This is a genomic window from Isoptericola variabilis (assembly GCF_050311655.1).
Taxonomy (GTDB): domain Bacteria; phylum Actinomycetota; class Actinomycetes; order Actinomycetales; family Cellulomonadaceae; genus Isoptericola; species Isoptericola variabilis.
Genome location: NZ_JBNOZM010000003.1, coordinates 419,158 through 445,564, shown reverse-complemented (window position 1 = coordinate 445,564; position 26,407 = coordinate 419,158). Strand labels below are relative to the sequence as shown.

The window sequence follows — 26,407 nt, the reverse complement described above, 5'->3', positions numbered from 1 at the left end:
GAGCTGCTCCTCGGTCGTCGTGCACGCGCCGGCGCTTCGTGCGTGGTGCAGGCGGCGCGGCTCTCAGGTTCCGGGCTGCGCACGACCGAGCCGTGCGAGAGGTCGCAGCACGACCCGGAATGACCGTCCCAGTCTACCTGCCAGAGGCAAGGAAACGGCGGATTGACGCCGCTGGAGGGAAGTTCCGCACACGTTGTCCACAGGTCGTGGAAAGCGCGCTCTCCACAGCCTTGTCCACAGGTTTGTCCCCAAGGTTGTCCACAGTTGGGGGGTGATCGGGGCGGCTCTTCCGGAACGTCGGGTTTTTGTGCTCTGACCGTTATCAACGGCTCTCCCGATTTACTCCAAAAACTGGTGTACTACACCACGACTCCCCGTTTCGCACGTCGACTGGCGCGCGCCCGTGCACCGGTCACCACCGAAGGGACAACCCCACAGTGAAGAGGACTCTGGCCGGCGTCGCAGCGACGACGCTCGCCGTCGGAGGGATGCTCGTAGCCACCGCGGCGCCGGCCTCCGCCCACACCCCCGGAGCGTCGGCCACCTGCGACACGCTCACCGTGAACCTGGCGGCATACGCCGACGGCCACGACGGCCGGACCAACACCGTGACGGTGAAGGTTGACGACAAGACCGTGGTCGAGGAGTCCTTCGGGACCCGGTACCACAACGACGACATCGACATCTCCGGCAGCGCCCGGTGGACCGTCGAGGTCGATGCGTGGGACGGCCGCAACGGCACGCAGTACGACTGGTCCTACGGCGAGAGCACCAAGGCGTGCCCGGCTCCGGAAGTCACCGACGTCCAGGTCGGCATCTACCTGTACCCGAAGCTCGACAAGGACAAGCCCGCCGCGTGGGAGAACTCCGGCGAGCAGCAGCTGCTCGGCACGACGCCGCTCTCCGTTCCCGAGGACGAGCTCAAGAACGACCAGCACTGGTACACCGAGCTCCCTGAGACGGACGCGCTCGACGACATCGACCTGTGCACCGGCTGGGGCATCCAGCAGGACCTGGTGCGCGGCGGCGTGGACGAGTACACGATGCCGGAGACGATCACCTACCCCGACGGCTCCTCCATGGACGGGCACCTGGTCGACTGGCAGCACCAGGAGCTGAGCGACTTCGGCATCGAGCTGCCGTCCGCCGAGGACTGCGCCACCCCCACCGAGCCGGAGGTCCCGGTCGTCGAGGAGCCCCAGACCGTCGTTCCGCAGGCTCCGGCCGCCCTCGACGTCTGCGGCGCGGTCGCGTCGGACGTCATCCTCCCCGCGGACACCGCGGACGTCACCTACCTGACCACCGAGCAGGGCGTGCTCGCAGTGCCGACGGAAGGCCGCACCTTCGGCGACGACCTGGGCGGCTACACCCGCACCGAGGGCGGCGACGTGATCTTCCCGATCGAGCAGCTCGTCCCCTCGGCCGAGGACTGCGCGCTGATCCCCGGTGACATCGGTGCCGTCTGCGTGGGCGACACGCCCTACCTGGACTACGGCGTCGCGCTGCCCGAGGGCGTCGAGGTGGACGACGACACCCCGCTGACCATCACGTTCCTGAACCCGGACGGCGGCGACGACTACGTCGCCACCGACCAGCCGCTGGAGGGCCAACTGCTGTGGCCGGGCGCCTCGGACACTGCGCCGAAGCAGTGGCCGGGCTGGGAGCAGCAGGACGACGGTTCGTACGTCGAGACCGACGGCAACTACGCGTGGACCCGGGAGGGCGTCGAGGTGCTCTTCGAGGTCAACCCCGAGTACTCGCAGATCGTGAGCTACCCGGAGGCGAACACCGAGTGCGCGAACCCCGTCGGCGCGGGCGGCGCTGACGTCGAGGTCGTCGCGGACGGCAGCGACGTCCCGCCGGCCTCCGCCGAGGCGGCCGACGAGCTCCCGCAGACAGGCGCGACGGTCGGTGTGGTCGCCGGGATCGCCGCGCTGCTGATCGTCGGTGGCGGTGTGCTGTTCTGGCTCCGCCGGCGCATCCAGCACTGACGCACCACGCACGGAGCGAGGGGCCCGGCCGCAGACGCGGCCGGGCCCCTCGCTCGTCATCCACAGCGCCCAGGAGCGCTCAGCCGTAGGTGTCGCGCGGCCCCGGACCGCGGACGGAGCGCCGTCCGCGTCGGAACCCGGGCCCCGCGGGTCCGAGCACCGTCACCTGCTCGACGACGCCCTCGCCGATCTCCTCCTCGAGCCGACGCAGGAGCGTCGGCACGAGCAGCCGCACCTGCGTCGCCCACGCGGTCGAGTCGGCGCGCACCACGAGCACCTTCTGCTCGAAGGTCTCGGGCTGGCAGTGGTCGGCGACCTGGTCGCCCACCACCTCGCGCCAGCGGCCGATCACCCCTCCCACGGAGACGTCCGCCGTCCAGCCCTTGTCCCGCATGAGCCGCCCGACCACCTCCGACAGCAGCTGCGGGTCGCGGGCCCCCGGCCCCTGCCCCGACAGGCGCGGCTCGGCGAGGGGGGAGCGGCGTGCGGGCGACCCCGGCCGCAGGCCCTTCGCCCGTGCGGCGGCCTTCGCGCGGTTCAGAGCCTCGCGCGCGACCGCCGACGGCGGCGTCAGCTCGGTGCGGTCCTTGACCGGTCGCGGATCCTCGGCGCGCGACGACGCTCCGGCCGCGCCGTCGTCGTCCACCGGTCGGTCGCCCGGGAGGCCGCCGTCGACGCCCTCGTCGTCACTCCGCACGGCGCACCTGGCCCGGGGTGACCTCGAACCTCGCGCCGAGCAGCCCGGGCGGGACGTCGTCGGGCACGGCCGCGGTGACCAGCACCTGCCGTGCGGGCGCGACGAGCTCGGCGAGCCGCTCGCGCCGCCGCACGTCGAGCTCGGCGAACACGTCATCCAGGATCAGGACGGGATCGGCATCCGTGTCGAGGTCGGGGTCCCAGAACGCGGCGTCCGGCACGTGCTCCGGATCCTCTCCACCACCGAGCAGCCGGTACGACGCCAGCCGCAGCGCCAGCGCGAACGACCACGACTCCCCGTGGCTCGCATACCCCTTCGCGGGGAGCCCGCCGAGGGTGAGGACGAGGTCGTCGCGGTGCGGGCCGACGAGGCTGACGCCGCGCTCCAGCTCCTGCGCCCGTGCCTCCGCCATCGCCGCGAGGATCGCCTTCTCCAGGTCCTCCGCGGCGGGCGTCGCACCGTCCGCGACCCCCGGGACGCTCGACCGGTACGTCAGCTGCGCGTCGCCGTCGGCGTCGCTGACCTGCTCGTACGCGGCCGCGACGTGGGGGCGCAGGGCCTCCACCAGGGCCAGCCGCATGGCGAGGATCTGCCCGCCCAGCTGCGCGGCCCGCGCGTCCCAGACCTCGAGCGTGCTCGTGTCCACAGGCCCACCGCCGGAACGTCGGGCCCCGCGCAGCGACTTGAGCAGCGCCGACCGTTGCCGCACGACCCGCTCGTAGTCGCCGATCAGGCCCGCGGCCCGGGGGAGCAGCTGGACCACCAGCTGGTCGAGGAAGCGCCGCCGGCCGTCGGGGTCGCCCTTGACGAGCGCCAGGTCCTCGGGTGCGAAGAGCACCGTGCGCAGGATGCCCAGCACGTCGCGCGCGCGCCCCAGCTGTCCGCGGTTCACGCGCGCGCGGTTCGCCTTGCCGGCCGTGATCTCCAGCTCGACGGTCGACGCGCGGTCACCGCGGACGATCCGCGTCCGGACCACCGCCCGCTCCGCGCCGGCCCGGATCAGCGGGGTGTCGTTCGCGACCCGATGGCTGCCGAGGGTCGCCACGTACCCGATCGCCTCGACGAGGTTGGTCTTGCCCTGGCCGTTGCGCCCGACGAACGCGTTCGACCCGGGCTGTAGCTCGACGTCGGCCGCGGCGTACGAGCGGAAGTCGAGGAGGGAGAGGTGGGAGACGTACATCTAACCTGCTCGGCGGCCCGACACCGCCGACCTCACTGCGCGGGCTTGACCGCGTGCCCGCCGAACTGCTGGCGCAGCGCGGCCACGGCCTTCATCGCCGGGGACTCCTCCTGGCGGGACGCGAACCGCGCGAACAACGCCGCCGAGATCACCGGGAGCGGCACCGCGTTGTCGATGGCCTCGTCGACGGTCCAGCGGCCCTCGCCCGAGTCGTCCACCCAGTCGTCGATCGCCGCCAGCGCCGGGTCCTCCTCGAGCGCCTTCACCATGAGGTCGAGCAGCCAGGACCGCACGACCGTCCCGCGCATCCACGCCTTCATCGTGCCGTGCACGTCGGTGACGATGTCCTTCTTCGCGGCGAGCAGCTCGTAGCCCTCGGCGTAGGCCTGCATCAGGCCGTACTCGATGCCGTTGTGGACCATCTTCGCGAAGTGCCCCGCGCCCACCTCTCCGGCGTGCACGAAGCCCTCCTCGCGGGGACCCTCGGGACGCAGCGCGTCGAAGACGGGCATGAGCGCCTCGACGTGCGCACGGTCGCCGCCGCACATCAGGCCGTACCCGTTCTCCAGGCCCCACACGCCGCCGGAGACGCCGACGTCGACGTACCCGATCCCGCGCTCGGCCAGCTCCGCGGCACGCGCCTGGTCCTCCGGGTAGTGCGAGTTGCCGCCCTCGACGACGACGTCGCCCTCACCCAGCAGCGTGCCGAGCTCCTGCACGACGCCGCGCGTCGGGTCGCCGGCCGGCACCATCACCCAGACCACGCGGCGGTCCGTGGGAAGGGCGGCCACGAGGTCCGCGAGCGACGCGACGTCGGACACCTCGGGCCGCGGGTCGTAGCCCGTGACCTCGATGCCGCCGTGGCGGAGCCGCTCGCGCATGTTGTTGCCCATCTTGCCCAGACCGACGAGTCCGATGTGGCTGACCATGGGTACCTCCAGGTGCGGTGCGGGCGGATGGGCAGGGCGTGTCAGCCCGCGAAGCGGATCGGCACGAGCAGGTAGCGGTACTCCGACGAGTCCTCGCCGTCGAGCGACTCCTGACCGGTGAACTCCACCGGCTTGTTCGGGTGCGTGAAGGACAGCCGGACGAAGTCGGTGCCGAGCGCGCCCAGCCCGTCCAGCAGGAACTGCGGGTTGAACGCGACCTGGATGTCCTCGCCCACCAGCACGGCCTCGAGAGCCTCGGACGCCTGCGCGTCGTCGCCCTGGCCGGCGTCGAGCACGACCTGACCGTCGGTGAACGACAGCCTGATCGGAGTGTTCCGCTCCGCCACGAGGGACACGCGCTTGGCGGCCTCGATGAGCGGCGCGGTCGCGACGACGGCGTGGATCGGCGTGGCGTCCGGGAAGAGGCGGCGCACCGGCGGGTAGTCGCCGTCGACGAGCTGCGACGTCGTGTGGCGCCCGCCGGCCTCGAACCCGATGAGGTCCACCCCCTGCCCGGTGGACAGGCCCACGTTGACCAGGCCGCCGCCCCCGCCGAGGGACTTCGCGACGTCGGTCAGGGTGCGGGCACGCACCAGCGCGACGGCCGAGTAGCCCGGCGTGGCCGGCGTCCAGGTGAGCTCGCGCAGGGCGAGGCGGTACCGGTCGGTGGCGATGAGGGTGATGCGCTCGCCCTCGATCTCCATGCGCACGCCCGTGAGCAGGGGGAGCGTGTCGTCACGGCTCGCGGCCACGCTGACCTGCGCGACGGCGTGCGTGAGCGCGTCGCCCGTCACGGTGCCGCTCAGCTCCGGCATCTGCGGCAGTGCCGGGTAGTCCTCCACAGGCATGGTGAGCAGCGTGAAGCGGGAGGCGCCGCACGTCAGGACGACCTTGGTGCCCTCGAGCGTGACGTCCACGGGCTTGTTGGGCAGCGCACGGGAGATCTCGGCCAGGAGCCGACCCGAGACCAGCACCGTCCCGGGCTCGGAGACCTCGGCCGGGATCTCCGCCCGCGCGGAGACCTCGTAGTCGAAGCTGGACAGCCAGATGGTGCCGGCGGTGTCGACCTCGATACGGACGCCCGCGAGCACCGGTGCCGGCGGGCGCGTGGGGAGCGTGCGCGCCGTCCAGGTCACGGCCTCGGCCAGGACGTCACGCTCAACCCGGAACTTCATCCCACTCCTCGCGTTGTCGACCCTTGTCGATCGAAGCGGACGTGCGGGCATGGGGTCGGTGGCCCAGGACCTGCCCGGACCGTCGGAGTTCCCCGACCTGCCTCGTCGTCCGAGCCAAACCCTACGCGAGACAAGGGCTCTTCGGCACGCGATCCTCAGCCCGGGGTCCGGGCGGTCCTGGACGGTCGAGCCGTCCTGATGAAGGTGTGGGGAAATTTCTGATGATCACACGTTCGTCATCGTCATAGGGGTTGTGGAATCTGGGGATGACGAACGTTTATGCAGGTCAGGGCGTTGATGAGGGTGTGGAGGCTGTGGGGGCGCCGCTGTGGACAACACCTGCGGCCTGTGGGTGACGGAATCTGTACCCACAGCCGTCCACCGATCGGGTCGTCGTCGTCCACGGATCTGGGGCAGTGGTCCACACGCGTCCACAAGGTTTTCCACAGGTGTGAATCGTCCTCTCGCCCGCGCACGGTCGGTTGTCCACGATATTGCTCCACAGCCCTGGGGACAGATGGACCGCAACCGGCGGTTTCCGGGCATAGCCCTGTGGGCGGAGGTGTGGAGAGACGCCGACGGGCCCGGATCCACAGCCCTGTGGAGAGCGTGGTCGGGCCCGCGAGGCGGTCGGTCGTGCGGAAGAGGTCAGCCGCGGTGCTGCTGCTTGATGCGGCTCGTGAGCTCGGTCACCTGGTTGTAGGTGGAGCGACGCTCCGCCATCTGGCCCGCGATCTTCTTGTTCGCGTGCATGACCGTGGTGTGGTCCCGCCCGCCGAACTGCTGGCCGATCTTCGGCAGCGACAGGTCCGTGAGCTCGCGGCACAGGTACATCGCGATCTGGCGGGCCGTGACGAGCACCCGGGACCGCGAGGACCCGCACAGGTCGTCGATCGTGAGCCCGAAGTAGGCGGCCGTCTGCGCGATCACCATGGACGGGGTGATCTCCTGCGTGTCGTCGTCGGTGATGAGGTCCTTGAGGACGATCTCCGCGAGGGCCAGGTCGACGGCCTGCCGGTTGAGGTTGGCGAAGGCCGTGACCCGGATGAGCGCGCCCTCGAGCTCGCGGATGTTCGTGGAGATGCGTGAGCCGATGTAGCTGAGCACCTCGGCGGGGACGTCGAGCCGCTCGCTCGCCGCCTTCTTGCGCAGGATGGCGATGCGGGTCTCGAGGTCCGGCGGCTGCACGTCCGTGATGAGGCCCCACTCGAAGCGCGAGCGCAGCCGGTCCTCGAAGCCGTTCAGCTGCTTGGGCGGGACGTCGGAGGTGATCACCACCTGCTTGTCCGCGTTGTGGAGCGCGTTGAAGGTGTGGAAGAACTCCTCCATCGTCTGTTCCTTGCCCTCGAGGAACTGGATGTCGTCGATGAGGAGCACGTCGACGTCGCGGTAGCGCCGCTGGAAGGCGCCCGCACGACCCTCGCCGATGCTGTTGATGAAGTCGTTGGTGAACTCCTCCGAGTTCACGTACCGCACGCGCACATGGGGATAGAGGTTGTGGGCGTAGTGGCCGATGGCGTGCAGCAGGTGCGTCTTGCCGAGTCCGGAGTCCCCGTAGATGAAGAGGGGGTTGTACGCCTTCGCGGGCGCCTCGGCGACGGCGACGGCCGCGGCGTGGGCGAACCGGTTGGACGAGCCGATGACGAAGGTCTCGAAGATGTACTTCGGGTTGAGCCGGGTCGGCTCGGCCTGCTGCTTCGGGCTGGGCGGCAGCGGCGGCGCCTCGGGCTCGTCGGGGACGCCGGGTTCCGGGGGAGCGGTGTAGTCCTGCGACGGGCCGGTGAGGGTGTCGCTGCTGAGCTCGGGGTCCACCGTGATGCCGAAGCGGATGTCCCGGCCGAGGGTGGAGGCCATCGCGGAGACGAGCTGGTCGCGGACGCTGGTCTCGAGGTAGGCGCGCGTCTGCTCGTGCGGCACGGCGATGAACACCGTGTCCTCGAGGATGGCCATGGGCTTCGCGAGCTTGATGAACGCGAGCTGCCGCGCGGTCATGTCGGGCCGGGCCTCGAGGGTGGCGAGCGTGTGTGCCCAGACGTCGGTGATGTTCTCGTCCGGCTGGGCCACGGGCGTCGTCCTTCGGGTCGTTCGGGATGGGGCAGCTGTAGGTCAACGAGGTCGCGAGTCTGCCACGCCGGAACTCCGTCCACAGCGTTGTCCACATGCTGTGGAACCTGTGGAGAATTCTGTGGACGATGACCGTACCGGGCGGCCGGCGCGACGTCGCGCCGAGGTGCGTGAGGTCGTCCACATCGTAGCCACCGGCGGCCGGGCGTCGCCCCCGGGCGGGTTTGACCGGAGGGCCCTCAACAGCGTAACGTCGGACAGCCGTTCCAGGTCCTTTCGCGCGCCCTTAACCGGGCTGCCGGTCCTCGGGCCGGCCCGGTCGGTGCTTCCACGTCTCGTGCGCGGGTCCGACCTGCGACAAGACCGACATCGTCGAGGAACTGACGGTGTGCCTCCCCGACGTTTCTTGGAGTACCTCGTGAGCAAGCGGACCTTCCAGCCGAACAACCGCCGTCGTGCCAAGACCCACGGCTTCCGGCTGCGCATGCGCACCCGCGCCGGCCGCGCCATCCTGGCGAACCGTCGGCGCAAGGGTCGCGCCGAGCTCTCTGCCTGACGGATGCTGCCCGCGGCGCACCGACTGCGCCGTTCCGTCGACTTCGAACGGACGGTGCGCCGCGGCACGCGTGCAGGTCGATCGACCGTGGTGGTGCATCTTCTCGTCGACCCCGACGCCGGCCCTGAGGCCGGCGTCGGTGCTGTCGCGGGCGGTGCACCGTCACAGGTCGGTCTTGTCGTCTCCAAGGCCGTGGGGAACGCCGTGCACCGCAACCAGGTGAAGCGCCGTCTGCGGCACCTCGCCGCGGCGCACCTTCCTGCGCTTCCGGCCGGGGCCCGGATGGTCATCCGCGCCCTGCCCGCGTCGAGCGGCGCCACGTACGCGGAGCTCGACCACGACCTCGAGAGCTGCCTCGACCGCGCCGTCGCGCGTGCCCGGAGGACGACGTGACCGCCTCGACGTTCGATCGCGGGCGTGACGCTCTGCGGAACCTCCCGGCAACGGTCCTCATCGGCGTCCTGCGCGTCTACCAGTCGGTGATCTCCCCGCTGACCGGCCCCACCTGCAAGTACTACCCGTCGTGCTCCCAGTACGCGATCATCGCGATCCGTACGCACGGGACCCTTCGGGGAACCGGCCTCGCTCTGTGGCGGATCCTGCGGTGCAACCCGTGGAGCCTCGGCGGAGTCGACGACGTCCCACCCGCTCGTGCGAAGCACGCCGACACCGCCGTCGACGCCCACGAGCACCGCGGCGCAGCTCGCCACTGACCCTCCCGGACGGCGCCGCCGGGGACGCAGACTTTCCGACAGAGGAGACATATCGGGATGGACACCATCCTCTACCCCATCGAGTGGGTCGTGGCCTGGATCATGTACGGGGCCCACGCACTCTTCACGACCCTCGGGATGCAGGACGGCCCGGGTTGGGCCTGGGTCCTGTCGATCGTCGCTCTGACGATCGTCATCCGCATCGCGCTGATCCCGCTGTTCTTCAAGCAGATCAAGGCGTCGCGCGGCATGCAGATGATGCAGCCCGAGCTGCAGGCGGTGCAGAAGAAGTACAAGGGCAAGACGGACCCGGCGTCCCGCGAGGCCATGGGCCGCGAGACGATGGAGCTCTACCGCAAGCACGGCACCAACCCGATGGCGTCGTGCCTGCCGATCCTCCTGCAGTCGCCGATCTTCTTCGCCCTGTTCCGTGTGCTGAACCACCTGTCGGCGATCGCCGAGGGGAACTACCGCACCATCGGCCCGATCGACCAGCGGGTCGCCGCGGACATCGAGCACTCGCAGCTCTTCGGCGCCCAGCTCTCCGACGTCTTCCGGACCACGGACTCGACGACGTCGCGCATCGTGGTCATCTGCCTGATCGTGCTCATGAGCGCCACCATGTTCTTCACGCAGCGCCAGCTGACGATGAAGAACATGCCGAAGGCGGCCCTGGAGGGGCCGATGGCGAGCACGCAGAAGATGATGCTCTACATCCTTCCGGTGATCTTCCTGATCTCGGGCATCAACTTCCCGGTCGGTGTGCTGATCTACTGGGTCATCTCGAACCTGTGGTCCATGGGTCAGCAGTTCTACACGATCAAGCGGATGCCGGCACCCGGCTCGGAGGCGGAGCGTCTCCTCAAGGAGAAGCAGGCGCGCAAGGCCGCGGCGAAGGGCGCCATCGAGGCCACCCCGGAGCCGGAGCCCGAGAAGCCCCGCGGGCAGCGTGAGCAGCCCAAGCGCAAGAACCGCCAGAAGCGCCGCTGAGCAGCGAGAGGAATCGAACACCGATGACGACGGACACTCCGGTGGAGCCCGGGCCCGACCGTACGAAGCGCCTCGAGGAGGAGGGCGAGATCGCGGCGGACTACCTCGAGGAGCTCCTCGACATCGCGGACCTCGACGGCGACATCGACCTGGACATCCAGCACGACCGCGCCGCAGTCGAGATCGTCGCGGACGAGGACGAGGACCTGTCGGCGCTCGTCGGGCGCGACGGCGAGGTGCTCGAGGCCCTGCAGGAGCTCACGCGGCTCGCCGTCCAGGCGCGGACGGGGGAGCGGAGCCGGCTGATGCTGGACATCGCCGGATTCCGCGCCGCTCGTCGGCAGGAGCTCACGGCTCTTGCCGAGGACGCGATCCGTCGGGTGCAGGAGTCCGGGCACGAGGTCGAGCTCGACCCGCTCAACGCGTTCGAGCGCAAGGTCGTGCACGACGCCGTCGCCGCCGCGGGGCTGGTCAGCGACTCGCGCGGCGTCGAGCCTGCGCGATACGTCGTGGTGCAGCCGGCTGCCGACGAGGGTGTCGCGTCGGAGTCCTGAACGACGACACGAGAGCCCGTTGTTTCACGTGAAACGACGGGCTCTCGTCATGAGTGGGAGCGTGAGGGGAAGTGGGAGCGTGAGCGACGAGATTGCGGTGCCGTCGGGCGACGAGGATGCGATCCTCGGCCGGAGCGTGGCCGTCCGGGAGTACTTCGGCGATCGGTACGAACTGGTGGCGAGGTTCGCCGACAGCCTTCGCGACGAGGGTGAGCTGCGGGGCCTCATCGGCCCGCGCGAGGTGGCACGGTTGTGGGAGCGCCACATCCTCAACTCGGCCGCGGTGACTCCCTATCTCGGCGACGCGCGTTCCGTCGCCGACATCGGGTCTGGCGCTGGACTTCCCGGGATCGTCCTGGCGATTCAGCGACCGGACGTGGACGTGCACCTGATCGAGCCGATGGAGCGGCGGACGGCGTGGCTCCAGGAGTGCGTCGACAACCTCGGCCTCGAGAACGTGCAGGTCAAACGCGGACGGGCGGAGGAGTACCACGATGCGTTCGAGGTCGATGTGGTGACGTCGCGCGCCGTCGCAGCCTTGAGCAAGCTGGCACGGATGAGCCTTCCGCTCGCCCGTAGGGGCGGCGCGATGGTCGTCCTGAAGGGGCGCAACGTCGAGCGTGAGATCGACCCCGCGCGCAAGGTGCTGCGCTCGTTCAAGACGGCGGAGCCGGAGATCCTGGAGGGACGCACGATCGACGATGTCGAGCCCACCACGATTCTCCGCATCCGGCGCAGCTGACCGCCGAACGCCCGCACTCCCGAACCCAGGTCTGTCCACGGGACGGAGTTTTGACCCGTCGCGACGCCGGTGAGGCCGTAGAGTGAGCGCGGAGCACCGGGCCGTGGCGGCGTACGTGCCGCGAGCTCGGTGCAGAGTCTTGTGACGAAGCGGAGGAGCGGCACGTGAGCACGAGTACGGAGCACGTCGACGACGTCCCGCAGAACGATGGGACCACGACGGGCGATCCGCACGTTTCACGTGAAACAGCGCCGACGCTCGCCTGGGCGGCCGGCGGGCTTCCGCCGGCGATCGACGGGCACCGGGCCGCGCTCGTGGCCTCTGTGCCGGAGGCTGACGAGTCCACCCCCCTGGCGGCGCAGCTGGCGATCGACGCGCGACGGCGGATCGAGCTGCAGGGTCGGCAGTTCCCGCGACCGGAGCGCACCCGCATCATCACCGTCGCGAACCAGAAGGGCGGCGTCGGAAAGACCACGACGACGGTCAACCTCGCCGCCGGCCTGGCGCAGTCCGGTCTCAAGGTGCTGGTCATCGACAACGATCCTCAGGGCAACGCGTCCACGGCGCTGGGCCTCGAGCACCGTGCGGGCACGCCGTCGATCTACGAGGTCCTGGTCGAGGACGAGCCGCTCGCGAACACTGTGCAGGAGTGCCCGTCGGTCCCTGGCCTCTTCGGAGTTCCTGCCACCATCGATCTCTCTGGGGCAGAGATCGAACTCGTCTCCCTCGTTTCACGTGAAACACGACTTCGCCGCGCTCTCGATGCCTATCTGGCAGAGCGGGAGCGTCGCGGCGAGGAGCAGATCGATTACGTCCTGGTCGACTGCCCTCCGAGCCTCGGACTGCTTACCGTCAACGCTTTCGTCGTCGGACGCGAGGTCCTGATCCCGATTCAGTGCGAGTACTACGCGCTCGAGGGCCTCAGCCAGCTCCTCAAGACGATCGAGCTGATCAAGGCCCACCTCAACCCCGAGCTGCGCGTCTCGACGATCTTGCTCACGATGTACGACGGCAGAACCAACCTTGCTCAGCAGGTGGCCGCCGAGGTACGCGAGCACTTCCCCGATCAGACGCTGCGCACGACCGTCCCGCGATCGGTGCGCATCTCGGAGGCGCCGAGTCACGCTCAGACGGTGATGACCTACGACCCGGGATCGACGGGGTCGTTGGCCTATCTCGAGGCCGCCCGCGAGCTCGCGGAGCGCGCACCGCAGCGCGCTGACCTGCGATGACGATGAGGGTGGCCGGTGTGGAAGGCTCCCCGACGGCCCGGGGAGACGTCAGCAACTTCACGATGACCAGGAGAGCGCGGGGCCAGATGGTTCAGGAGGCTGGAGCATGAGTCAGAAGAAGCGTGGCCTGGGGCGGGGGCTCGGGGCGTTGATCCCGTCAGGTCCGGAGGGTGACCGTCCGGTCGACGTCTTCTTTCCCTCGGGCGAGGGCCGGGACTCCTCGGACACTGGAGCCGCGCTCGCGACCGTTGGCGCGGATCGCCCCACCGGGGACGCCACTGAAGACTCGGGACGGACGACGCGCCGGTCGGCGTCGTGGGATTCTGCCATCGCCGGCGGTCGGCTGAGCATCCGAACGGGCGGAGAGTCGCAGCCGAAGGAGCCGACGGCCATCCCGGCTGCGTCGGGGTCCGCATTGACCGAGACGAAAGAAGAGTCGACGGCGCCGCGTGACTCGGTGGCGGTGCGTACGGATGAGGACTCACTCGGTGCCGACGGACTCTCTTTGGGTCTGATCACGAGCATCGAGATTCCCGAGGTGGGGGTCGACGGCGACGACGCGTCGTCGGGCGTGGAGTCACCGAACGGTGAGGTCGCCGCCGAGCGGCCGGAGACCGCGGATCCGGCAGAAGAGGGTGACTTGGTCGACGATGCCTCCGTTTCACGTGAAACGGAGCTGAGGCCGGTCCCTGGCGCTCGGTTCGCAGAGATCCCCGTGGAATCGATCAGGCCCAACACCTGGCAGCCCCGAACCGTCTTCGATGACGGTGAGCTGGACGAGCTGGTGGCGTCGATCTCCGAGATCGGCGTGCTTCAGCCGATCGTGGTGCGTCCTGACCTGTCTGACCAGGGACGATACGAACTCATCATGGGTGAGCGGCGGTGGCGTGCGAGCCAGGCTGCCGGCCTGGACACCATTCCGGCCATCGTGCGCGAGACCGACGACAGCGACATGTTGCGCGATGCTCTCCTGGAGAACCTACACCGGGCGGCGCTCAACCCGCTGGAGGAGGCAGCGGCCTATCGGCAGCTCCTGGACGACTTCGGGTGCACTCACGAGGAGCTGGCGACCCGAATTGCCCGGTCTCGCCCGCAGATCTCGAACACCTTGCGCCTGCTGAAGCTGCCTCCGCTGGTGCAGCGCAGGGTCGCCGCAGGCGTCCTGTCGGCGGGCCACGCGCGAGCGCTCCTGTCGCTGAGCGATGGCGCGGAGATCGAGCGACTTGCTCAGCGGATCGTTTCCGAGGGGCTGTCGGTGCGCGCCACCGAAGAAGTCGTCACTCTTCTGACCAGCGGAGACACCGGCACCCCCGCACGCCGAGCGCCCCGCGCCGGCCAACGGAGCGAGGCGATGGATGAGCTGGCGACACGCTTGGCCGACCGCTTCGAGACCAGGGTCAAGGTGAGCATCGGAAAGACGAAGGGTCGCCTCACGGTCGAGTTTGCGTCGGTCGAAGACCTCAACAGAATCCTGGAAGTCATGGCGCCGGAGGATCCTGGCCTCTTGAGGTCTGGACCCGCCTGATCACCCGGCCGGCCAACGGGCACCGTTCCTTGAGGGAGCGGTGCCCGTTTGTCGTTGGCCGCAGATCACGTGGCTTGACCCTCAGTGTGGCGACCTCGAGGGTTCTGGGTTCACACGCAGGCGCCCGCTTGAGCGCCGGGTTGCTGGGGTTGATCGAGCTCTGCGTTGGCGCCCTCCGTTTCACGTGAAACACGGTCGCGGCCTCCGGCCAGATGGTCAGGCGTCCGCGACCGTGGCCCGGAGATTGCGGCCCAAGTTGTTCGACGACCTTGCCGGGAGGGGAGGGATACCGCTGGCGCAGGAACCGAGCTGCTCCGCGTGACCGCTCGCTGGTGAGACACCGGCAGCAGAATTCCTGGTGACCGAGGCTTGGAGGCGTGGGCGGGGGAAGCGTGCGATGCCGTTGTTGTCAGGGCGCGACGTCTGAGGGCACAGACGAAGCCCGATAGGGGTGGCGTGGGGCTTCGTCACTGGTCTGACCGGGAGGTTCGTCGTGGCCTCTCCGCGCCCGGCGATGGGATGCTCGCGAGTTCGTGGAACCCGACGATCTGTCTCCGCTGCTCCTGCGGCCACGCGGTCGACGGCCCATCACCGTACTGCGGAAGCGAGGCAGGAGGGAGGACTCGGGGCGTGCGGCGCGGCCCGGGCGGCAATGCGCGCGATGCTCCGCGGTGGCCCAGCAAGGGTGCCCGTCTTGTGCACGGGGGTCGCGGCCTGTGGTGCCGGGAGCAATGCAGATGGCCGGTGGAGTGGGCATCGACCCGATCACGGCGAATGCACGCCCTGACACGCACCCCACGTGGCCAGGAGAACGCACCGACGCAGACGTGAAGGGTTGTCGGGAGTTGACGTCCGGCCTGCCTTGAGGCGGTGCGAGTATTCCGTGGTGCAGGCTCCCCGTTCCACGTGAAACATCGCGCCGGCACTGAACCTGTCGCCAGGAGGCGTCCGTGGCGGGTACGGATGAGCCGCTTATGGCAGCCGCGCAGCACCAGACCAGGACTGAGTTCCTGGATCGGCGCCGACCTGATCGCGCGTGTGTCGGTGGGCCTCATGGTCCGCAGCGGCCTGATCCTGGGCTATCTACCGGGAGAGGGGAGGGGCGTGTTTCACGTGAAACGACAAATGACGACGCTGCCGGCGCGCGGAGTTCAGCTGCCGTGAGGGAGCGTGGGCGGGGGGGAGCGCATCTGAGGTCGTGCCTTCTTGCCCCGCGGTGTGAGCAGGTGGCATGGAGGGCTCCCGGATCCGAGCGCCAGGTCTGCCGAGCAGGAGGGCGACTGTGGCGCAGGTGGGCTGCATAGTCCGGTCAGCGCAGGGCCACCCCCGTACGACAGGACGGATCGGGGGTGGCCGAGGGCCTGCCGGGTGGCGCGGTGGAGCTGTGGCACGGTTCGGACTGCGGGGCCGGACCAAGGCAGACCAGTGCGGGAGGTCCAGCCCAGGAAGAGTTGAAGGAGGCGCGCAAGGAAGGCCGGCAGCGGGCCGACGAACGCCTAGCGGGTCAGACGCTGCTCGGCTCCCTGATGACGGGCAGAGTCGGACAATGTGGCCCGAAGGCGGAGTCGATGCTCTGACAACCACGCGTGGCGGACAGCACGCCCGGACAGCACGCCCGGACAGCACGCCCGGACAGCACGACCGGACAGCACGCCCGGACAGCACGCCCGGACAGCACGCCCGGACAGCACGACCGGACAGCACGACCGGACAGCACGCCCGGACAGCACGCCCGGACAGCACGCCCGGACAGCACACTCGGACATGGCGGGGCGCCCCAGAGTGGGGGCGCGAAGTTGGCCCTGATCAGGGAAGACAACCTCGAGGCGGACGGCGGGGTGATCGGTCCACCGTGTTCCGTCCCGCCTAGCGATCCGGGAGACCGACCCGATTCGCAGAGCCTTCGATACCCAGTGACGGGTGGGCGGCGTGCTTTCCGTTGCGGCGCCGGCGTACGCAACGGCTACTCACGACGCGGGGACGGGCCGCGACGGGGGAGTGGAGACTGTGCGGGGCCTCGTGGAGTAGCGGGCGGGCGCGCCACGAGCGGAGCCGCCCACGACCGGCGCGTCGCCGGAACTGAGCTGCGCATCGTGCTCCCCGGGTTCGCCCCCGTGGGTTGGACGCCGTGGTTTGGACGCCGTGGGTTGGACACCGTCGGCGGCCGCGGGGTGGACCCCGCGCCCGGCCCACTGCGTTGGACGGTGGGTTGGACGGCTATCGACCCCCCCCGTCCCAGCAGGACGGCGGTCGCCAAGCCAAGGGCGACGGAGGCCAGCCAGGTGGCATGGTGTCCACCTCGCCATGTCCAACGCACCGTCCAACGCACCCCGGCAGCTTGAGGTCGGCGGATGGTTCACGGCTCGACACGTGGCCGCCAGGGCCGATGACCGGTCGGCACGGAGACCAGGGTCGATGGAGTCCACCAGGGTCGCGAGAAGCCTGCCACGAGGGGAATGACGCGCGGCGTCGACCTGGGAGCACGGGCTCGGCATCTCTCCGCGTCGCAATGCAGTCGACGACAGCCTGTTGAGGAGCGCGCGGAGGGTTCGGCGGAGCCGGCCCGATGCTGTGGACGACAGTGAGCGGGTGGTTACGCCGCCGGGCGGAACCGCCGGCCACCATGCCCATGCCCTTTCAGGCCGAGCCGATCGGCGCGCACCTCCCGCAGTGCTCCACGACGCGAAGCACCGGGGATCGCCCTGCCGACGTCGTCGCGCACGCTGCGGGCAATGCGGATGACGGGACCAGTAAGACATCTCGGTCACCTTGGGCAGATGGTGCTGATCGGGTGGTTCCGCGGAATCGGAGTTCTCGACCACGGGATGGGACTTGGCGGCGGGAACATCCGCGGGACGGTCTGGCGTCATGGCGGCGGCACGTCGTGCCCGGAGACTGCTCCACGTCTCGAGGCCAGGGCGCGATCACGGGGGAACGCGGAAACCAGCATGCCCCGGGCGTGCCCGGCGAAGTCCGGTGCCGTGTGCCGGCCTGTCGTCCTGCTGCGAAGTCGGATCACCGACGAGGCACCGCCAGGCGGTAGACGTCCGCGGGATGATGCGGAAGGGCACGTCGTCACGTGCGCAGAGCGCCGCCGCGCCCCAGGGGTGGTCACGTGCCCGACGAGGGCGACTACCCGGCCGGGCGCTCGTGCGTCGGTCGCGGGCGACCTTGCCGCGCTCGACGGCGCCGCGCCCGACGCCTCTGGGTGCGGCTCTTCAGAGACGGCGCTGCGCGGACACGGCACTCCGTGGACACGGCGCCACTGGGGCCGCCGAAGATCGTGACACCTGGGCGCGATGCCGGTCACGACGGAGACCTACCGCGGAGGCGCGGCGGGAGCTCACGGAAGGCGTGCACCGGCATCAGCTAGGTGACCGGGAACCAACGCCACCGGACGTGCATGGCGATGCACGCGAGGCCGTCGGGTGCGGACGTCCGTGTCGCCGCTGAACATGACCACCTGAACACGACCGCACTCGACACGACGAAGGCCCCCGTGTTTCACGTGAAACACGGGGGCCTTCTCGAGGTGGTCAGGCGCTCGGCGCGAGGACCGCGTCGATCTCCTCCTGGAGGGCGCGCTTGGGGCGCGCACCGATCACGGACTTCACGAGCTCGCCGCCGGAGTAGACGTTGAGCGTCGGGATCGACGTGATGCCGTAGGCCATGGTGGTGGCCTGGTTGGCGTCGGTGTCCAGCTTCACGATCTTGATCTTGCCCTCGTACTCGTCCGAGAGCTCCTCGAGGATCGGGGCCACCATGCGGCAGGGGCCGCACCAGGTCGCCCAGAAGTCGACGAGGACGGGAACGTCGGACTCGAGGACCTCGGCCTTGAACGTGTCGTCGGTGACGGCGACGGTTGCCATGTGTCGCTCCTTCGGGATCGGTAGGGGAGAGAGTCAGCGGGCGAGCGCGGCGGGAAGCCCGTCGGGGTTCGGGACGGCCGGGGTGCCGGCGAGGGACTGCTCGCCCTCGGCGTCGGCCACCTCGGTGAGGTAGGACTGCGCGTCGAGCGCCGCGGCACAGCCGGAACCGGCAGCCGTGATCGCCTGGCGGTACGTGTGGTCCACCGCGTCGCCGCAGGCGAAGACGCCGGGGAGGTTGGTGCGCGTGGAGCGACCCTCGACGAGGATGTAGCCCTCGTCGTCCAGATCGATCTGGCCCTTGACCAGGTCGGTGCGCGGGTCGTGACCGATCGCGACGAACAGGCCGGTGGTGTCGAGCTGGCGCTCCTCGCCGGTGACGGTGTCGCGCAGGGTGAGGCCGGTGACCTTGTCCTCGCCAGAGATGCTGGCGACCTCGCTGTTCCACGCGAACTCGATCTTCGGGTCGGCCTGGGCGCGGTCGGCCATGATCTTCGATGCGCGGAGCGAGTCGCGGCGGTGCACGATCGTCACCTTCGACGCGAAGCGCGTGAGGAAGGTGGCCTCCTCCATCGCGGAGTCCCCGCCGCCGACGACGGCGATGTGCTGGTCGCGGAAGAAGAACCCGTCGCAGGTGGCGCACCACGACACGCCACGGCCGGAGAGCTGCTTCTCCTCGGGCAGGCCGAGCTCGCGGTACGCGGAGCCGGTCGCCAGGATGACCGCACGAGCCTTGAACGTCTCGCCGCCGCCGGTCACGACCGTCTTCACGTCGCCCGTGAGCTCCACCTGCTCGGCGTCGTCCCACAGCACGCGGGCACCGAACTTCTCGGCCTGCTCGCGCATGGCCTCCATGAGGTCCGGGCCCTGGATGCCGGCGGGGAAGCCGGGGAAGTTCTCCACCTCGGTGGTGTTCATCAGGGCGCCACCCGCGGTGACGGAACCCGCGATCACGACGGGTGCCAGACCAGCCCGCGCGGCGTACACGGCCGCGGTGTAGCCCGCCGGCCCCGAGCCCACGATGACGATGTCGTGCACGGTGGCCTCACCGGTGGTGTTGGTCGGCTGATCGGTCACGTTCTCTCCTGCTCGTCTGGTGGTCGTTCGCGTCCTGGGGCGCCATCGCCCTCAACACCCCGAGGGGGTGTGGTGTTCCCGGGCGACGGGTCGGTCGCCCGGGAACGGTCACGAGAGGACGATCTCGTTGAGCTCGAGGTAGTTCTTGCCGTTCGTCTGGGGGAGCTCGGTGATCCAGATGACGAAGGAGTCCGCCACGGTCTCCTCCGAGAGGTCGAGCGTCGTCTCGGAGCTGAACGAGCCCTCCGCGAGCACCGGGCCGTCGGTCGGCTTGTCGCGCGAGGTGGCGCGGACCTCGACGTGCCCACCCTCCGAGTTGGTGTTCAGCGTGATCGAGGTGACCGGCGCCGGCTTCTCCAGCTCGATGACGTACCCGAGGCCGGAACGCAGCCCGGCGAAGTCGGGCGTGTTGAAGTACATCGTGTACCAGAACGTCGACGGGTCGCCGTCGTACGCGAGGTCCACGGCCTCGGGGTGCTGGCCGTCGCCCTCGGGGTCGAGCTGGTCGCCCGACTCGATGACGGGCCGGACCTCGGGCGTCTCCTCCGGCTCGCTCGACTCCTCGGTGGTGGGCTCCTCCGCGGCGGTGCCGCCGCCGGCGTCCTCGGTGGCGGCCGGGCTCTCGGCCACGGCCGGCGGGGACGACGGCGACAGGACCTTCGAGACGGCCCAGAGCGCGCCCGCGAGCACGAGCACGACGACGAGGCCGAGCACGATCGGCGTCGGGTTCACCCCGCGCCGCTTGGGCGCGGGTGAGGACGCGAAGCCGCCGGTGTCCGTGCGCGGCTCGCTGCCGCCGGGCGGCGGCGGCACCGGGGCGTGGGCCGTCTGCTGCGGGCCGGGAGCCGCGTAGTTCTGGGTGCCGTAGCCCGCGGCGGGGGCGCCGGCGTAGGCCTGCGTGGGTGCGCCGGGCTGCACACCTGCGGGCTGCTGCACCGGTGCCATCGCCGCGGTGGCCTGGGTGGGAGGCACCGGCGGCTGGGCCGCCGTGGGACCGGCGGGCGGCATCGCCTGCGTGGCCCCCGGCCCCGCCGCGCCGGCACGCTGGGCGGCCATGCCCGCTGCCGCGCCGACCGCTCCGCCGACGGCGGCCGAGCGGGCGATGCGCCCGCTGGCGGGCCGGCGGACGGGCGGGGCGGGCGGGGGCGTGCCCGGCAGGGCGGCACCCGTCCCGACGGCGCCCATCACGGACGACCGCACCGGCGGCTCGGTCGACGGCTGCACGAACTGCGGGAGCGACGCGACGACGGAGACCTCGCCCCAGGGCGCGAGCGCGGCGACGACATCGCCCGGGGCGGACGGCGCGTCCGGGGAGCCGGAGCCGAAGGTGCGGCGGACCAGGGCGTCGAGCTCGGGGTCGACGTGCGGCACCAGCGTCGACACGGGGACGACGCCGTTCTCGTCGCGCTGCGCGGGCAGCGGGCGTACGGCGTCCGGGGCGATCCACGGCTCGTCGAGCGAGTCCCCGGGCCACCGCGCGGTGAGCGCGTAGTAGGCGAGGGCGACCAGGTCGCGCGCGTCGGCCGCGGCCGCGCCCGCGCCCGTGACGTGCTCCCGTCCGCCGTCGACCCCGGCGAGCGCGGCGTCGATGCCGAGCCCGGTCACGACGACGCGGTGGCCATCCACCCGGACGGCCTCGGGCCGCAGCGCCAGGTGGTGCACGCCGCGCTGACCCGCTGCCTCGAGCGCCGCCGCGGCCTCCCCGACGACGGCCCGCGCCTGCTGGGCGTCGACGAGGCCGCCGGAGACGACCTCCGTGAGCGTCGTGCCGCGGTAGGGCTCCGAGATGATGTAGCTGCGCTGGCCCGCGCCGAGGTCGGTGCTGCCGACGTCGAGCACGCGGGAGAGCCGCGGGTCGGCGACGAGCGCCGCCCGACGGGCCGCGTCGAGCGCGGCGGACGCGTACTGGCCGTCGATGAACGTCACCCGGACGGGGCGGTCCAGGATCTGGTCGTGCGCTTCCCACGCCTCGGCTGCGGCGAGGTCGGTGGCCGCGAGCTGGACGAGTCGATAGCGATCAACCATGACGGTCCCGGGATGGGCGGTGCTCACCTGTGCTCCTCGGTGGGGGTGCGGGGGGAGAGGGTCCTCCGGTCCATCGGACCATGGTACGGGCGGGCCGGTGGCCGCGAGGTCGCGCGCGGTGGGCGTGCCCGCAGGGCCCTCACGGAACCCGCCCGCGCCGGGCACGCGGCCGTCGTCATCGCTTGATCCGCCGGAGGATCGGTGCGAGCGCGTCGTCGAGCTCGCGCACGTGGAGGACCTTCAGCGCGAGGACGTAGCCGACCACCATGACGATCCCGGCGACGGCCGTCACGAGCAGCGAGTGCCCCCACGACGTGACGTCGTAGCCGTCGAGCAGGCGGACGGTCAGCCATCCCAGGAGGGCGGCGATCAGCGCGCCGACCAGCGCGCGGACGTAGAGCTGCAGCACCCGCCGGCCGTCCATGCCGTGCAGCTTGCGGCGCATGCCGCGCACCCGCAGCAGCAGCGAGATCCACGTGGACAGGGCGTACGCGCCACCGGCGGCGACGGCCCACCACTCGGGAGGCAGCAGGCGGGTCGCGACCCACAGGACGACGACCATCGACACGGTCGCGATGACCTGGATACCGAAGATCGAGCGACCGTCCTCGAACGCGAAGTACATGCGGCGGACCAGCACGGTCGCTCCGAGGGCGACGATGCCGACAGCCATCGCCTGGATGATCGGCGCGACGGCAGCGATGGAGTCCCGCCCGAGCGACGGCAGCAGCGCGCCGGTGAGCGGCACCGCCAGGACGACGAGGGCCGCGGTCGAGAAGACCGAGAAGACCCCGGCCGAGCGCATGCCCAGGGACATGTCTCGCCGCACCCCGGGGATGTCGCCGGCCTGGACGGCCGCCGTCATGCGCGGGAAGAGCACCGTGACGATGGAGACGACGACGAGTGAGTGCGGCAGCAGGTAGATCGTCATCGCGTTGGTGTACGCGGCGTTACCGGCGATCACGATGTCGGGGTCGGTCGTCGAGCGGCCTGCGGCCCAGAGGACGTTGGTGAGGAAGAGGACGCCGAGCTGCTCGAGCGCCACCGCCCCGATGGTCCAGCCGACGACGGCGCCCGCCGCGCGGAGCCCGATGCCTCGCAGACCGAAGCGGAACCGCCACCGGAAGCCGGAGCGGCGCAGGGCGCCGACGAGCACGAGCGCTTGCGCCGCGATGCCGAGCGTCGCCGTGCCGGCGAGCACCGACGTCTGCGCCGTCGACCACTGGGACAAGTCGGAGATGCCCTGGTCCGGTGCCGCCCCCCACACCAGGAGGAACGCACCGAACCCGAGCAGCGAGACGACGTTGTTCGCCACGGGGGCGACACCGTAGGCGCCGAACTTGCCCTGCGCGTTGAGCACCTGGCCCAGCAGCATGTACAGGCCGTAGAAGAAGACCTGGGGGATGCACCAGTAGGCGAACACGATCGCGAGGTGACGCGCGTCGGGGTCGAGCGGCACCGAGATCGTGGACAGCCAGACGATCAGAGGAGCCGCGACCACGAGGACCGCCGTCAGCAGCAGCAGGCCGAGGCCCGAGAGGCTGAGCAGCTTGTCCAGCCGCTCGCGGGCGTTGTGCGCGTTCATCGCCCGCAGGATCTGCGGGATGAGCACGGCCTGGAGCACGCCGGCGGAGATGAGCGCGAACAGCATGTTGGGCAGCTTGTTCGCGATGTCGAACGCGTCGGCGACGGTACCGGCCGTGCCGACGCAGGCCACCAGCAGCATGGCGCGGATCAGTCCGGAGGCGCGGGACGCCACGGTGCCGAGCGTCATCACGACGGAGCCGCGGCCGAGGCTGGTGCTCCGCACCGCGTCGGCGCCGCCGCTGCCGTCGTCAGCGCCACCTCCCGGCCCGGCGTCGCCGCCGTCCGCACCGGCAGCGGCGCCCTGGCCCGGTCGGCTGACGGCAGGGTCGCCGACCGGGTGCCAGCTCGCGCCGGCGGCACCGGTGGGCGACGCCGGGTCGGTCGCGTCGCCCTCGCCGGGCAGCTCGGGCCGGCCGTCGTCGGGGAAGGCGGACGTCGAAGTCATGAGGGGTCGGTCTCCGTGGCCTGGGCGGGGGGCGTGCGGGTGGCGGGGGCGCGGCCGCCACCGGGGTCGTCCGGCGGTTCGTGCGGCTGGTCGTGCGGCTGGTCGTCGTGGTCGGCCCCGGCACCCGCCGCGTCGGGTGCGGCGGCGTCGGGCCCCTGCGGGTCGGCGGCGGCCGCCGCGACGCCCTCGCCGGTGGTCCGCGCCGACGACCGTCCCCGACGCACCGTACGCCAGATCCCCCCGAGGAAGAGGAGCGCGACCAGCGCGGCGACGACGGCGGTGCCGGCGGTCTCCCAGCCGGCACGGACGCGCAGGGAGAAGCTGGTGGGCCCGGCGACGACGGTGCCGCTCGGCGCGAGGACCTCGACCTGCAGGTTGACGTCGCCGGAGCCGATGGCGCGCACGGGGACGTGCACGTTCATGGAGGTGCCGGCGGGGACGACGACGGTGGGCCGCGACTCGACGACCAGCCGGGACGCATCGGGCCGCAGCACCACGGTGACGGTGGCGTCCACCGGCAGCTCGTTCGAGACCGTCACGGGGAGCTTGCCGGTGTCGCTGACGAGCGTGACGTTGGAGCGGTCGGCGACGCCGATGCCCTGCTGGAGGGCGTCGGACTGCTCGACGGCGAGGTCGACGGCGTGGTCGCGGGCGTCGGGCTGGGTGCGTGCGGCGACGGCGAGCGGCGCGACGAGCGCCTGGTCGGCCTCGCCGCTCAGCTCGACGGGGTCGCTGGCCACGGTGGAGAACGCGGCGAGATCGCGGTGGGAGTCGAGGAGCCGGCGGACGGAGGAGGACGCCAGCTCACCCTTGGTCCGGCCGGCGCGCTCGCCGCGCGCGGGCTCGTCGCGCGGCACGCGGGAGGCGGGGGCGGCGACCGTCTCGGACAGGGGCACGACGTCGGCCCACGACGCGTCGTCGAGGGCACCGAGCACCTCGCCCACGAGGGCGGGGTCGGGGGACCAGCCTCGCGGCAGCGCGGCCAGCAGGTGCAGGCCCTCCTGCCCGGACTCCGCCTGCTGCAGGGCGACGAGCGCGGCGTCGGCGAGCACGCGGGCGGACGCCTCGGCGGCGGTGGGCGCCTCGGCGTCGTCGGTGAGGGAGGCGATCGCGGACGAGAGGCCGTCGTCGGCCACCAGGGCCGGCACCTTGCCCGACGGCGTGTCCACGGCCGTGCGGGCGGAGGCGGCCGCACCGTCGTCGGGGTCGAGCCCGTCGGTGACGACGACCTGGTCGACGGCGGCGTCGCGTCCCGCGGCGAGGGTGGCGACGTCGGGCCGCCCCTCCGGCCAGGCGAGGGTGAGGTCCCAGCCCTCCGGCCGCTGCCACGTCGCGCCGAGCGCGGCCTCCCCGCCCGTCGCGGCCGCGACGTCCGCCCGGGACGGGTCGGCGTGCGCGACCGCCGCGAGGTCGGGGTCGTAGCCGGGCAGGACGGCGACGTCCGCCGGCTCGCCGGAGGCCGCGGTGCGCACGATGCTGCTCGTGAGGCTCGCCGAGGCAGCGCCGTCGTCCGCCGCGGCGTCGCCGTCGACGGGCGCGCCGGTGAGCCGCGTGGCCCACGCCCGCGCGTCGTCGTCGTCCGTGCGGGCGGCGGCCGACACGAGGGCCGGGTCGACGGCGAGGGACATCCCGGGCGAGGCGCCGGTGACGGCCGCCGCGTCGAGCAGGCGGGTCAGCCGACCGTCGGTCGCGGTCGCCGTCGCGATCTCCAGGTCGTAGCCGTCCGGGTCGAGCGGGTCCACGGCGGGGCCGGTGACGGGTGCGGCGACGCTCACCGCGACCGGGTCGGGCGCGTCGCCCTCCGGCGCGAAGAGGAGGAAGGTGTGGACGACGTCGAGCGTCGAGCCGCCACGCGTCAGCGCGACGGACATCTCCCGCGGCCCCCAGGGGTTCTCCGCGCTGAGGCCGAGGGCGTCGACGTCGAGCTCCATCGTCACCTGGGCGGAGCCGCCGGGCGCGAGCCGGTCGACGGCCTCGGTCTCCTGGGCCCGTCCCGCGACGCCGGTGCCGTCGTCCTCGGCCCAGGCGGCCAGGTCCTCGCGCGACGTCAGCGGTCGCCACGAGACGCCGAGGTCGAGCGCGGCGCCCTCGAGCACCTCGTCGGTGCCGTTGGTGACCCGCAGGGTGACGGTCACGGTGGAGCCGGGCGCCGCGAGCACCGGCGCGGAGCTCACGAGCTCGACGGTCGCCTCGCCGTCGCGCGCGGCGGGCAGGGCCGAGGGCGGCGACACGGCGGCCGACGCGCCCGCGCCGGGGAGCGCGACCAGCGCCCCCGTGAGGAGCAGCCCCGCGAGCACGAGGACGACGCTGAGCAGGCGGGCCGGGCGGGCGGGCGGCGGTGCGGGTGCGGCGACAGCACCCGAGGGTCGGGAGGTGATCACGCGGCGGGCCTCACTCGACGGCGCCTCATTCGACAGCCCCGAGGCCGGGGTGACCGAGCACCTCGGGCGTCCGGCGCAGCACCTGCTGCGCGACGATCGCGAGGCGTTGCTCGTTGGGGTAGGAGAGACGGTCCGTCAGCTGCTCGACGGGGACCCACAGGGCGTCCTCCGCCTCGCCGTCGGGGTCGCCCTCGGCGGTGATCGTGCCGCCCTCCGCGCGCAGGAGGAAGTGGTGCACCAGCTTGTGGACGCGGTGGTCCTCGCCGCTGAACCAGTAGTCGATGACGCCCAGGCGCGTGCGGATCGTGCCCAGGATGCCCGTCTCCTCGCGGATCTCGCGGACGGCGGCCTGCTCCGGCGTCTCCTCGCCCTCGAGGTGGCCCTTGGGCAGGCACCACTCGAGCCGTCCGCCGCGGTTGCGCCGCACGATCACGGCCGCCTCCGGGCCGCTCGCCGTGACCTGCACCACGAGCCCGCCCGCCGACGTCTCCTCGTGGACCGGCAGGTGCGTCGTCGTGCCCGACGGTGCCACGCCCACGACGGCGGGGGTGGTCGTGCCGCGCGGGCCGGCGAGGCGCGCAGGGTCGACCTTGAGCGGGTGTCCTCCCGGTGGCACGGGGACCGGCGCGGCCGGGCGCCGGCGCCGCGGGCCGGGAACCGGGGCCGGGGATGACATGC

Annotated in this window: 20 protein-coding genes; 9 read left to right on the top strand and 11 right to left on the bottom strand. The window is 71.5% G+C overall.

The window, feature by feature from the left end; translation table 11 throughout:
- Nucleotides 1-437: 437 nt before the first annotated feature.
- Nucleotides 438-1,991, top strand: coding sequence for an LPXTG cell wall anchor domain-containing protein (locus ACQP60_RS09225; RefSeq protein WP_429731093.1), 1,554 nt, complete (start codon nucleotides 438-440; stop codon nucleotides 1,989-1,991).
- A 79-nt stretch (nucleotides 1,992-2,070) separates the two neighbouring features.
- Here the strand turns inward: ACQP60_RS09225 and ACQP60_RS09220 are convergent, their stop codons facing one another.
- The 5 genes from ACQP60_RS09220 to dnaA form a co-directional block, all read right to left on the bottom strand.
- A complete protein-coding gene (locus tag ACQP60_RS09220; protein WP_429731416.1) occupies nucleotides 2,071-2,565 on the bottom strand; it encodes a DciA family protein in 495 nt (164 codons plus the stop codon).
- A 112-nt stretch (nucleotides 2,566-2,677) separates the two neighbouring features.
- Nucleotides 2,678-3,868 carry a DNA replication/repair protein RecF gene (recF, locus tag ACQP60_RS09215; protein ID WP_429731090.1) on the bottom strand — a complete coding sequence of 397 codons (1,191 nt, stop codon included), beginning with the start codon at nucleotides 3,866-3,868 and terminating at the stop codon, nucleotides 2,678-2,680.
- A 32-nt stretch (nucleotides 3,869-3,900) separates the two neighbouring features.
- On the bottom strand, nucleotides 3,901-4,797 hold the full coding sequence (gnd, locus tag ACQP60_RS09210; RefSeq protein ID WP_429731087.1) for a phosphogluconate dehydrogenase (NAD(+)-dependent, decarboxylating): 897 nt from the start codon (nucleotides 4,795-4,797) through the stop codon (nucleotides 3,901-3,903).
- A gap of 41 nt (nucleotides 4,798-4,838) precedes the next feature.
- Nucleotides 4,839-5,972: a DNA polymerase III subunit beta gene (gene dnaN, locus ACQP60_RS09205; RefSeq protein WP_429731084.1), complete on the bottom strand. Its 1,134-nt coding sequence runs from the start codon at nucleotides 5,970-5,972 to the stop codon at nucleotides 4,839-4,841.
- A 648-nt stretch (nucleotides 5,973-6,620) separates the two neighbouring features.
- The gene (dnaA, locus tag ACQP60_RS09200) at nucleotides 6,621-8,036 is read right to left on the bottom strand and encodes a chromosomal replication initiator protein DnaA (protein ID WP_429731081.1); all 1,416 of its coding nucleotides are present in this window, start codon (nucleotides 8,034-8,036) and stop codon (nucleotides 6,621-6,623) included.
- 418 nt (nucleotides 8,037-8,454) lie between these two features.
- Between dnaA and rpmH the strand changes: the two genes are divergently transcribed.
- From rpmH to ACQP60_RS09160, 8 genes are all read left to right on the top strand, one after another.
- Complete coding sequence (gene rpmH, locus ACQP60_RS09195) at nucleotides 8,455-8,592, top strand: 50S ribosomal protein L34 (protein WP_013840089.1); 138 nt, start codon at nucleotides 8,455-8,457, stop codon at nucleotides 8,590-8,592.
- 3 nt (nucleotides 8,593-8,595) lie between these two features.
- Entirely contained in the window at nucleotides 8,596-8,985 is a 390-nt protein-coding gene (gene rnpA / locus ACQP60_RS09190; RefSeq protein WP_429731077.1) for a ribonuclease P protein component, read from the top strand.
- On the top strand, nucleotides 8,982-9,305 hold the full coding sequence (yidD, locus tag ACQP60_RS09185; RefSeq protein WP_429731074.1) for a membrane protein insertion efficiency factor YidD: 324 nt from the start codon (nucleotides 8,982-8,984) through the stop codon (nucleotides 9,303-9,305). The genes rnpA and yidD overlap by 4 nt, the downstream gene beginning before the upstream one ends.
- Nucleotides 9,306-9,362: 57 nt before the next feature.
- Complete coding sequence (gene yidC, locus ACQP60_RS09180) at nucleotides 9,363-10,295, top strand: membrane protein insertase YidC (protein WP_429731071.1); 933 nt, start codon at nucleotides 9,363-9,365, stop codon at nucleotides 10,293-10,295.
- Nucleotides 10,296-10,318: 23 nt separating this feature from the next.
- A complete protein-coding gene (locus ACQP60_RS09175; protein ID WP_429731068.1) occupies nucleotides 10,319-10,849 on the top strand; it encodes a Jag family protein in 531 nt (176 codons plus the stop codon).
- Between the two features lie 79 nt (nucleotides 10,850-10,928).
- Nucleotides 10,929-11,591, top strand: a complete 663-nt coding sequence (rsmG, locus tag ACQP60_RS09170) for a 16S rRNA (guanine(527)-N(7))-methyltransferase RsmG (protein WP_429731065.1) — start codon at nucleotides 10,929-10,931, stop codon at nucleotides 11,589-11,591.
- Between the two features lie 164 nt (nucleotides 11,592-11,755).
- Nucleotides 11,756-12,823 (top strand): ParA family protein, encoded by a 1,068-nt coding sequence (locus ACQP60_RS09165; protein WP_429731062.1) that lies wholly within the window; start codon nucleotides 11,756-11,758, stop codon nucleotides 12,821-12,823.
- A gap of 106 nt (nucleotides 12,824-12,929) precedes the next feature.
- Nucleotides 12,930-14,348, top strand: coding sequence for a ParB/RepB/Spo0J family partition protein (locus ACQP60_RS09160; protein WP_429731059.1), 1,419 nt, complete (start codon nucleotides 12,930-12,932; stop codon nucleotides 14,346-14,348).
- A 3,536-nt stretch (nucleotides 14,349-17,884) separates the two neighbouring features.
- Here the strand turns inward: ACQP60_RS09160 and trxA are convergent.
- The 6 genes from trxA to ACQP60_RS09130 all read right to left on the bottom strand — a co-directional run bounded on the left by trxA (nucleotide 17,885) and on the right by ACQP60_RS09130 (nucleotide 26,405).
- A complete protein-coding gene (gene trxA / locus ACQP60_RS09155; protein ID WP_429731056.1) occupies nucleotides 17,885-18,217 on the bottom strand; it encodes a thioredoxin in 333 nt (110 codons plus the stop codon).
- A gap of 33 nt (nucleotides 18,218-18,250) precedes the next feature.
- Nucleotides 18,251-19,291, bottom strand: a complete 1,041-nt coding sequence (trxB, locus tag ACQP60_RS09150) for a thioredoxin-disulfide reductase (protein ID WP_429731053.1) — start codon at nucleotides 19,289-19,291, stop codon at nucleotides 18,251-18,253.
- A gap of 108 nt (nucleotides 19,292-19,399) precedes the next feature.
- Nucleotides 19,400-21,343 carry a protein kinase family protein gene (locus ACQP60_RS09145; RefSeq protein WP_429731050.1) on the bottom strand — a complete coding sequence of 648 codons (1,944 nt, stop codon included), beginning with the start codon at nucleotides 21,341-21,343 and terminating at the stop codon, nucleotides 19,400-19,402.
- 148 nt (nucleotides 21,344-21,491) lie between these two features.
- Complete coding sequence (gene murJ, locus ACQP60_RS09140; RefSeq protein WP_429731047.1) at nucleotides 21,492-23,348, bottom strand: murein biosynthesis integral membrane protein MurJ; 1,857 nt, start codon at nucleotides 23,346-23,348, stop codon at nucleotides 21,492-21,494.
- Nucleotides 23,345-25,729, bottom strand: a complete 2,385-nt coding sequence (locus ACQP60_RS09135; RefSeq protein WP_429731044.1) for a DUF6049 family protein — start codon at nucleotides 25,727-25,729, stop codon at nucleotides 23,345-23,347. Before ACQP60_RS09135 ends, murJ begins: the two co-directional genes overlap by 4 nt.
- 25 nt (nucleotides 25,730-25,754) lie before the next feature.
- Nucleotides 25,755-26,405, bottom strand: a complete 651-nt coding sequence (locus ACQP60_RS09130) for an NUDIX hydrolase (RefSeq protein ID WP_429731041.1) — start codon at nucleotides 26,403-26,405, stop codon at nucleotides 25,755-25,757.
- Nucleotides 26,406-26,407: the final 2 nt, after the last annotated feature.

Coding starts and splice junctions, on each gene's coding strand:
- murJ (WP_429731047.1), bottom strand. CDS start 23,348: ATGACTTCGACGTCCGCCTTCCCCGACGACGGCCGGCCCGAGCTGCCC.
- dnaN (WP_429731084.1), bottom strand. CDS start 5,972: ATGAAGTTCCGGGTTGAGCGTGACGTCCTGGCCGAGGCCGTGACCTGG.
- recF (WP_429731090.1), bottom strand. CDS start 3,868: ATGTACGTCTCCCACCTCTCCCTCCTCGACTTCCGCTCGTACGCCGCG.
- ACQP60_RS09175 (WP_429731068.1), top strand. CDS start 10,319: ATGACGACGGACACTCCGGTGGAGCCCGGGCCCGACCGTACGAAGCGC.
- gnd (WP_429731087.1), bottom strand. CDS start 4,797: ATGGTCAGCCACATCGGACTCGTCGGTCTGGGCAAGATGGGCAACAAC.
- trxA (WP_429731056.1), bottom strand. CDS start 18,217: ATGGCAACCGTCGCCGTCACCGACGACACGTTCAAGGCCGAGGTCCTC.
- rnpA (WP_429731077.1), top strand. CDS start 8,596: ATGCTGCCCGCGGCGCACCGACTGCGCCGTTCCGTCGACTTCGAACGG.
- ACQP60_RS09130 (WP_429731041.1), bottom strand. CDS start 26,405: ATGTCATCCCCGGCCCCGGTTCCCGGCCCGCGGCGCCGGCGCCCGGCC.
- yidC (WP_429731071.1), top strand. CDS start 9,363: ATGGACACCATCCTCTACCCCATCGAGTGGGTCGTGGCCTGGATCATG.
- ACQP60_RS09160 (WP_429731059.1), top strand. CDS start 12,930: ATGAGTCAGAAGAAGCGTGGCCTGGGGCGGGGGCTCGGGGCGTTGATC.